This window comes from Streptomyces viridosporus, from assembly GCF_002078235.1.
Taxonomy (GTDB): Bacteria; Actinomycetota; Actinomycetes; order Streptomycetales; family Streptomycetaceae; genus Streptomyces; species Streptomyces viridosporus.
Window position 1 is genome coordinate 1 of sequence record NZ_MSGP01000168.1, and the last position, 7,006, is coordinate 7,006.

9 protein-coding genes are annotated in these 7,006 nt (G+C 70.6%); 5 read left to right on the plus strand and 4 right to left on the minus strand.

Translation table 11 applies throughout. From position 1 onward, the window contains the following. The first annotated feature begins 6 nt into the window (after nucleotides 1-6). Nucleotides 7-189 (plus strand): chaplin, encoded by a 183-nt coding sequence (locus B7L92_RS13075; protein ID WP_081237591.1) that lies wholly within the window; start codon nucleotides 7-9, stop codon nucleotides 187-189. 181 nt (nucleotides 190-370) lie between these two features. On the opposite strand, the gene B7L92_RS13080 is transcribed toward B7L92_RS13075, so the two are convergent. Then, a complete protein-coding gene (locus B7L92_RS13080; RefSeq protein ID WP_081237586.1) occupies nucleotides 371-1,159 on the minus strand; it encodes an Rv1486c family protein in 789 nt (262 codons plus the stop codon). A 162-nt stretch (nucleotides 1,160-1,321) separates the two neighbouring features. Between B7L92_RS13080 and B7L92_RS13085 the strand changes: the two genes are divergently transcribed. The 3 genes from B7L92_RS13085 (at nucleotide 1,322) to B7L92_RS13095 (ending at nucleotide 3,737) form a co-directional block, all read left to right on the plus strand. Then, nucleotides 1,322-2,119, plus strand: coding sequence for an ABC transporter ATP-binding protein (locus B7L92_RS13085; RefSeq protein WP_081237587.1), 798 nt, complete (start codon nucleotides 1,322-1,324; stop codon nucleotides 2,117-2,119). 94 nt (nucleotides 2,120-2,213) lie between these two features. Then, entirely contained in the window at nucleotides 2,214-2,645 is a 432-nt protein-coding gene (locus tag B7L92_RS13090; RefSeq protein WP_004989947.1) for an NfeD family protein, read from the plus strand. 132 nt (nucleotides 2,646-2,777) lie between these two features. Beyond that, nucleotides 2,778-3,737 carry an SPFH domain-containing protein gene (locus B7L92_RS13095; RefSeq protein WP_004989950.1) on the plus strand — a complete coding sequence of 320 codons (960 nt, stop codon included), beginning with the start codon at nucleotides 2,778-2,780 and terminating at the stop codon, nucleotides 3,735-3,737. An 87-nt stretch (nucleotides 3,738-3,824) separates the two neighbouring features. Here B7L92_RS13095 and B7L92_RS13100 read toward each other — a convergent pair whose 3' ends face one another. From B7L92_RS13100 to B7L92_RS13110, 3 genes are all read right to left on the minus strand, one after another. Beyond that, nucleotides 3,825-4,331 carry an HNH endonuclease gene (locus B7L92_RS13100; RefSeq protein ID WP_081237588.1) on the minus strand — a complete coding sequence of 169 codons (507 nt, stop codon included), beginning with the start codon at nucleotides 4,329-4,331 and terminating at the stop codon, nucleotides 3,825-3,827. Between the two features lie 208 nt (nucleotides 4,332-4,539). After that, the gene (locus B7L92_RS13105; protein ID WP_081237589.1) at nucleotides 4,540-5,079 is read right to left on the minus strand and encodes a YbhB/YbcL family Raf kinase inhibitor-like protein; all 540 of its coding nucleotides are present in this window, start codon (nucleotides 5,077-5,079) and stop codon (nucleotides 4,540-4,542) included. Between the two features lie 40 nt (nucleotides 5,080-5,119). After that, a complete protein-coding gene (locus B7L92_RS13110; RefSeq protein WP_004989956.1) occupies nucleotides 5,120-5,902 on the minus strand; it encodes a sporulation protein in 783 nt (260 codons plus the stop codon). Between the two features lie 160 nt (nucleotides 5,903-6,062). Between B7L92_RS13110 and B7L92_RS13115 the strand changes: the two genes are divergently transcribed. Then, nucleotides 6,063-6,704 carry a DNA-3-methyladenine glycosylase gene (locus tag B7L92_RS13115; RefSeq protein WP_081237590.1) on the plus strand — a complete coding sequence of 214 codons (642 nt, stop codon included), beginning with the start codon at nucleotides 6,063-6,065 and terminating at the stop codon, nucleotides 6,702-6,704. The last annotated feature ends 302 nt before the right edge of the window (nucleotides 6,705-7,006 follow it).

A 7,006-nucleotide genomic window follows, 5' to 3' on the forward strand; every position in this document is an offset into this window, starting at 1 on the left:
GCCGGCGTGCGCGCCCTCGGTGGCGGAGGCCATGCCCGTACCGGCGGCAAGGCCGTGGGCTCCCCGGGCGTCGTCTCCGGCAACCTCGTCCAGGTCCCGGTCGACGTCCCGGTTAATGTTTCCGGCAACAGCGTCAACGTCATCGGCCTGCTGAACCCGGCCTTCGGCAACGTGGCCGTCAACGGCTGACGCCCGTCCCCGGAGCAGCGAAGCCCCCGGCCTCCCGGCCCCACACGGGAGGCCGGTCGCATGCCGCCCCGGCTGCGGTCGGCCGTGCCTCCCCGGTGCTCCGGGGCCCGGGAGGCACCCGTCGGCGCCGGGCGCGCACCTCCGCCTCGGCGTCAACGTCGGCCGCCGAAACCGCAGGACGTCACCGCGCCCCCCGCTCCCGCTCCTCCACCACGGAGTTGTACGCCGCGACCTGCGCCCGCCGAGCCGTTCGCTCCACCGGCCTGAGCGCCTCCCCGCGCGCCGCCATCTCCGAGGCGCTCACCGCACCCCCGTGCCCGCTCGCACCCGCCAGCGCGATCAGCGTCCCCACCCGCTGCGCCAACTCCAGCACCCGCACCGCCCGCGGCGGATACCCCGGCGCCAGCATCCCGCGCCCCGCCTCGGCCCGCGCCCGGTAGGCGTCGACCGCCGCCCGGGCCACCGGCCCCGACCCGGCCACGTCCAGCCGCGTCAGCACCTCGGTCGCCTCCCGCAGCGCCTCCGCCAGCTCCCGCTCGGCCTCACCGAGCGAGGGCACGTCGGCGGGCGGCGCCTCCCGCACCGCCAGGCAGTGCCACACGACCTCGACATGCACATCACCCTCCGGCCCGGCCTCGTGCACCTCCGGCACCAGCCCGAACGCGGCCCCGTGACAGACCACCGCCTCCTCGGCCTCCAGCGCCCGCGCGTTGAACTCCGGCGGTCCGCTCAGCCCCAGCGGATGCCCCGGCGCGGGCAGCGCGACCCGCAGCCCGGTCGCCCCCAGCGCCCGCAGCCGCCCCAGCGCCAGGGTGAGCCCCACGGGCGCGGACTCACCCGGCAGCCCCGCCACCCGGTGCACCGCGTCCTCGCCCACGACGGCGAGCACGGCGTCATCCGGCGAGACAAGTCCGGCAAACAGGGCGTTTCCCCAAGCGGCAAGGCGTCCAGCGCGCGGTTCCGAGAGCATGCCTCCACCCTAGGGCGACCTCAGGACCGGCCCGATGGAATGCCCGGCCCGGCCGGTGGCGTAGATTTCATGGAGGGCTGCGCCCACGGGTGCGGCGGACCGACCCACAGGCGTTACGCGACAGCCGAGACCGGCCACACTGCAAGGGGAGACAAGGCGCTCATGAGCGATGTTCTGGAACTTCAGGACGTATCCGTGGTTCGCGAGGGCCGGGCTCTGGTGGACCAGGTCTCCTGGTCGGTCAAGGAGGGCGAGCGCTGGGTCATCCTCGGCCCCAACGGCGCCGGCAAGACCACCCTCCTCAACATCGCGTCCAGCTACCTCTACCCCACCAGGGGCACCGCGACCATCCTCGGCGAGACCCTCGGCACACCCGGCACCGACGTCTTCGAACTGCGCCCGCGCATCGGCATGGCCGGCATCGCCATGGCCGACAAGCTCCCCAAGGGCCAGACGGTCCTGCAGACCGTGCTCACCGCCGCCTACGGCATGACCGCCGGCTGGCAGGAGGAGTACGAGGACGTCGACGAGCAGCGCGCCCGCGCCTTCCTCGACCGCCTCGGCATGTCCGCCTACCTGGAGCGCAGGTTCGGCACCCTCTCCGAGGGCGAGCGCAAGCGCACCCTCATCGCCCGCGCCCTGATGACCGACCCCGAGCTGCTGCTCCTCGACGAGCCCGCCGCCGGCCTCGACCTCGGCGGACGCGAGGACCTCGTGCGCCGCCTCGGCCGCCTCGCCCGCGACCCGATCGCCCCCTCCATGATCATGGTCACGCACCACGTCGAGGAGATCGCCCCGGGCTTCACCCACGTCCTGATGATCCGCCAGGGCAAGGTCCTCGCCGCCGGTCCGCTGGAGCTCGAACTCACCTCCCGCAACCTCTCCCTCTGCTTCGGCCTGCCGCTCGTCGTCGAACAGGTCGGCGACCGCTGGACCGCCCAGGGCCTCCCGATGTCCTGAACACCTACGGCCCCTCAACCCACCGGGCACGAAGGCCCTTTCCCACCGACCGGCGCCCTGTCGGGGACCGGGCGCGCGGTCCTACCATGACCCTGTGGACATCGACGCATGGCTGTGGTGGCTGATCGGCGCGGCGGCGCTCGGCATCGGGCTCGTGATCACCGCGATGCCCGAACTCGGCATGCTCGCGGTGGGCGCCGTCGCCGCGGCAGTGGTCTCCGGGTTCTTCGACGGCGGCGCCGTCGCCCAGGTCGTGGTCTTCGCCGTCGTCTCGACCGCCCTCATCGCCGTCGTACGGCCCATCGCGAACAGACACCGCGCGCAACGGCCCCAACTCGCCACCGGCGTGGACGCCCTGAAGGGCAGACAGGCCGTCGTCCTGGAACGCGTCGACGGCTCCGGCGGCCGGATCAAGCTGGCCGGCGAAGTCTGGTCGGCACGCGCCCTCGACGCCGACCGTGCCTATGAAGTGGGCCAGGAAGTGGACGTCGTGGACATCGAGGGAGCCACGGCCATCGTCATGTGACCTCGCACGACACAACTGGGCCGAACCACCCCCGAGTTCCGCGAGGGTCTGTCAGACTCGACCAGCAAGATCTTCAGCAGGCATAGGATCTGTCCAAGGCGCCGAGGCGAAGAAGGGTACGGGAAACCGACGATGGAACCCATCATCATCGTCCTGATCATCCTGGTGGTGTTGGTCTTCATCGCCCTGATCAAGACGATCCAAGTCATCCCACAGGCCAGCGCCGCCATCGTCGAGCGCTTCGGCCGCTACACGCGGACACTCAACGCGGGCCTCAACATCGTCGTCCCGTTCATCGACACCATCCGCAACCGCATCGACCTGCGCGAACAGGTCGTCCCCTTCCCGCCGCAGCCGGTGATCACCCAGGACAACCTGGTCGTCAACATCGACACCGTCATCTACTACCAGGTGACCGACGCGCGGGCCGCCACCTACGAGGTCGCCAGCTACATCCAGGCGATCGAGCAGCTCACCGTCACCACGCTGCGCAACATCATCGGCGGCATGGACCTGGAGCGGACCCTGACCTCCCGCGAGGAGATCAACGCGGCCCTGCGCGGCGTCCTCGACGAGGCCACCGGCAAGTGGGGCATCCGCGTCAACCGCGTCGAGCTCAAGGCCATCGAACCGCCCACCTCCATCCAGGACTCGATGGAGAAGCAGATGCGCGCCGACCGCGACAAGCGCGCCGCCATCCTCCAGGCCGAGGGCGTCCGGCAGTCCGAGATCCTGCGCGCGGAGGGCGAGAAGCAGTCCCAGATCCTCCGTGCCGAGGGCGAGGCCAAGGCCGCGGCCCTGCGCGCCGAGGGCGAGGCCCAGGCCGTCCGCACGGTCTTCGAGGCGATCCACGCCGGTGACCCGGACCAGAAGCTGCTGTCCTACCAGTACCTCCAGATGCTCCCCAAGATCGCCGAGGGCGACGCCAACAAGCTCTGGATCGTCCCCAGCGAGATCGGCGACGCGCTCAAGGGCCTCTCCGGCGCCGTGGGCAACTTCGGGGCCATGGGGGGCGGCGGTTCGGGCGGCAACGGCGCCTCCGGGGGCAGCGTCCCGCACCAGGAGCGCCGGGAGAAGCCGTCCATCGACTGACCCGACGCCGACCGCGACCCGAACGACGGGCCTGCTCCCCGGGAGATTCCCCGGGGAGCAGGCCCGTCGCCGGTATCCGGACCGGAGCTAGGCCGCGGACTGGACCAGCCACTCCGGCAGCGCGTCGAAGTCGCCCTGCCCCAGTGCCAGCAGCATCGCGTCCGCCGGCGTCGGCTCGAACGGCTGCCGCAGCAGCGGCATCCCCGCCTCCGCCGGAGTCCGGTTCGCCTTGCGGTGGTTGTCCTCCGCGCACGAGGCCACCGTGTTCAGCCAGGTGTCCCGACCGCCCTGCGACCGCGGCACCACGTGGTCCACGGTCGTCGCCCGCCGCCCGCAGTAGGCGCACCTGTGCCGGTCCCGCACCAGGACACCCCGCCTCGACCACGGCGCTTGTCTTCGGAACGGCACCCTCACGTACTGGCAGAGCCGGATCACCCGGGGCACCGGTATGTCGACCGCGGCTCCCCGCATCCGCAGCTCGGGGTGGGCCTGCTCGACGACAGCCTTGTCCTGGAGCACCAGAACGACGGCTCGGTTGAGCGTCACCGTCGACAGCGGCTCGAAGCTCGCGTTCAGTACCAGCGTGTCCCGCATACCAGCCCACCTCCCGTGTGCACCGGCCCACTCCTCGGCGGGCTGGGATCAACTCTGGCCGGGCACACCGGGATGGACAACGCAATATCTGCTGCTCCAGCGGGAGGTGACTCCCGCGACCCCCGGCAACAAAAATGCCCGCCCCTGATCAATTCCAAGACCAGGGGCGGGCAAACGTTCCGTGAACGCTCGGAAGCGCCCGAATCGCTCAGGACTCGGCGGGCACCTCGTACTCACCGATCAGCTGGGCACGCGCGATCGTGTGGAACCGCAGGTTGAAGCCCACCACGGCAGGAGAGGCGTCCGCGTCCGGACCGAGCTTCTCCTGGTCCACGGCGTACACCGTGAACACGTACCGGTGCGGTCCGTCACCGGGCGGCGGCGCGGCACCGCCGAATTCCCTGGTGCCGTAGTCGTTGCGCGCGTGGACCGCGCCCTCGGGCAGCCCCTCGAACTTGCCGCTGCCCGCACCCGCCGGCAGCTCGGTCACCGAGGCCGGGATGTCGAACACCACCCAGTGCCAGAACCCGCTGCCGGTCGGGGCATCGGGGTCGTAACAGGTCACGGCGAAGCTCTTGGTCTCCGGCGGGAAGCCCTCCCACCGCAACTGCGGCGAGGTGTTGCCCGCCGCGTGGACCTGAGCGTCCTTGAGCGTCGCCCCCTCCTCGACGTCCTCGCTCGTCACCGTGAACGACGGCACGGGCGGATGGAAGTCATGGGGGAGCGGCCGCCGCTTGAGCTCGGTCACCTCGGTACCTCCTGATCGTCTACGTCCGGTGGGACCGAGCCTAGAACCAGTTGCGCCTGCTGCCGACCTCCGACAGCCACTGGTTCAGGTACGCCGCCCAGTCGGTCCCCTGGTAGTCGTTCAGCCCGACCTTGAAGGACCGGAAGGTGTCGCTGCCCTCGCTGAACAGGCCCCCCCTCTTGTCCATCTCCAGCACGACGTCCATCTCCCGCTCGTCGGCCACGAAGCTCAGCTCCACCTGGTTCAGCCCCCGGTACTGCTGCGGCGGGAAGAACTCGATCTCCTGGTAGAAGGGCAGCTTCTGCCGGGTGCCCCGGATGTGGCCGCGCTCCATGTCCGCGTTCTTGAACCGGAAGCCCAGCTGGATGAACGCGTCCAGGATCGCCTTCTGCGCCGGCAGCGGGTGCACGTTGACCGGGTCCAGGTCACCGGAGTCCACGGCCCGCGCGATCGCCAGCTCGGTGGTCACCCCGATGTTCATCCCGCGCAGCGCCTGCCCGTCGATCATCGTGATCGGCGTCTCCCAGGGAATCTCCAGCCCGAACGGCACCGCGTGCACCGCGCCCGCCTGGAGCTCGAAGGCACCGCCCAGCCGGGACTTCGTGAACTCGATGTCCTGCTTGTACTCCTGGTCGCCGCTCTCCACCTCGACCTTGGCCTGCAGCCCGACGGACAGCCCCTCGATCTGCTGGTTCACGGACCCGCCCTGGATCCGCACCTCGCCCTGGACGACACCGCCCGGAACGACGTTGGCCTCGTGCAGCACCGTCTCGACCGAGGCCCCGCCGGCTCCCAGACTCGCGAGCAGCTTCTTGAACGCCATGTCTCTCCCTCTCCGGCGACCCCCGTGGGCCACACCTGATGCGTCGACCTGCATCGACAAGAACGCGATCCGGCGGTGGCCGGTTCCGTGCCCACCCTGGCAAGCGCGGCGCCCGGTGACCACCCTGTGCCACCGCCCGTCTCCAGTACGCTGGGACGGCATGATCGCGATCCCCGACCGTACGCCCCTGCCCAGGAAGTTCTTCGACCGCCCCGTGCTCGAGGTCGCCCCCGACCTTCTCGGCCGGATCCTGGTGCGGACCACCCCCGACGGCCCGATCGCCCTCCGTCTGACCGAGGTCGAGGCCTACGACGGTCCGAACGACCCCGGCTCACACGCCTACCGGGGCCGCACGGCCCGCAATGACGTGATGTTCGGCCCGCCCGGCCACGTGTACGTCTACTTCACCTACGGGATGTGGTTCTGCATGAACCTGGTGTGCGGTCCCGAGGGCCGGGCGAGCGCGGTCCTGCTCCGTGCCGGCGAGATCATCGAGGGCGCGGAGCTGGCCCGGACCCGTCGACTCTCGGCCCGCAACGACAAGGAACTGGCCAAGGGCCCGGCCCGCCTGGCCACGGCCCTGGACGTCGACCGCGCCCTCAACGGCACGGACGCCTGTACCGCCGACGACACCCCGCTCCGCGTCCTCACCGGTACCCCCGTGCCCTCCGGCCAGGTGCGCAACGGCCCGCGCACCGGAGTCTCCGGCGACGGGGCCGTCCACCCCTGGCGCTTCTGGGTCGCCGACGACCCGACGGTGAGCCCGTACCGGGCCCATGTCCCGAGGCGCCGACGAGGTTGACTCAATCTTGGAAGCCGCGTAGCGTAGCCCGAGCCGCTTGAACCGGGTACGGCGATTGCCTGCAGCCGGAAGCGGCCAACCCACTACACAAGATCGGCCCCCAGCGGGCTCGGATTCTTCATGTCCGCATGTCTGAATTCCGAACTGCAGAGCTCGATTATGAATCGAGCGAGGGAATCGGCTAACGTAGTGAATGTCGAAAGGCCGACAGGCGAAAGCCCAAGGCCGACGGCAAATCCCGCCGACAGGGAATCGGACCGGAAAGGTCTGATAGAGTCGGAAACGCAAGACCGAAGGGAAGC

Bases quoted from the DNA above. Each gene is read 5' to 3' on its own strand.
- B7L92_RS13095 (WP_004989950.1), top strand. From the start codon at position 2,778: ATGGAACCCATCATCATCGTCCTGATCATCCTGGTGGTGTTGGTCTTC.
- B7L92_RS13110 (WP_004989956.1), bottom strand. From the start codon at position 5,902: ATGGCGTTCAAGAAGCTGCTCGCGAGTCTGGGAGCCGGCGGGGCCTCG.
- B7L92_RS13115 (WP_081237590.1), top strand. From the start codon at position 6,063: ATGATCGCGATCCCCGACCGTACGCCCCTGCCCAGGAAGTTCTTCGAC.
- B7L92_RS13080 (WP_081237586.1), bottom strand. From the start codon at position 1,159: ATGCTCTCGGAACCGCGCGCTGGACGCCTTGCCGCTTGGGGAAACGCC.
- B7L92_RS13100 (WP_081237588.1), bottom strand. From the start codon at position 4,331: ATGCGGGACACGCTGGTACTGAACGCGAGCTTCGAGCCGCTGTCGACG.
- B7L92_RS13085 (WP_081237587.1), top strand. From the start codon at position 1,322: ATGAGCGATGTTCTGGAACTTCAGGACGTATCCGTGGTTCGCGAGGGC.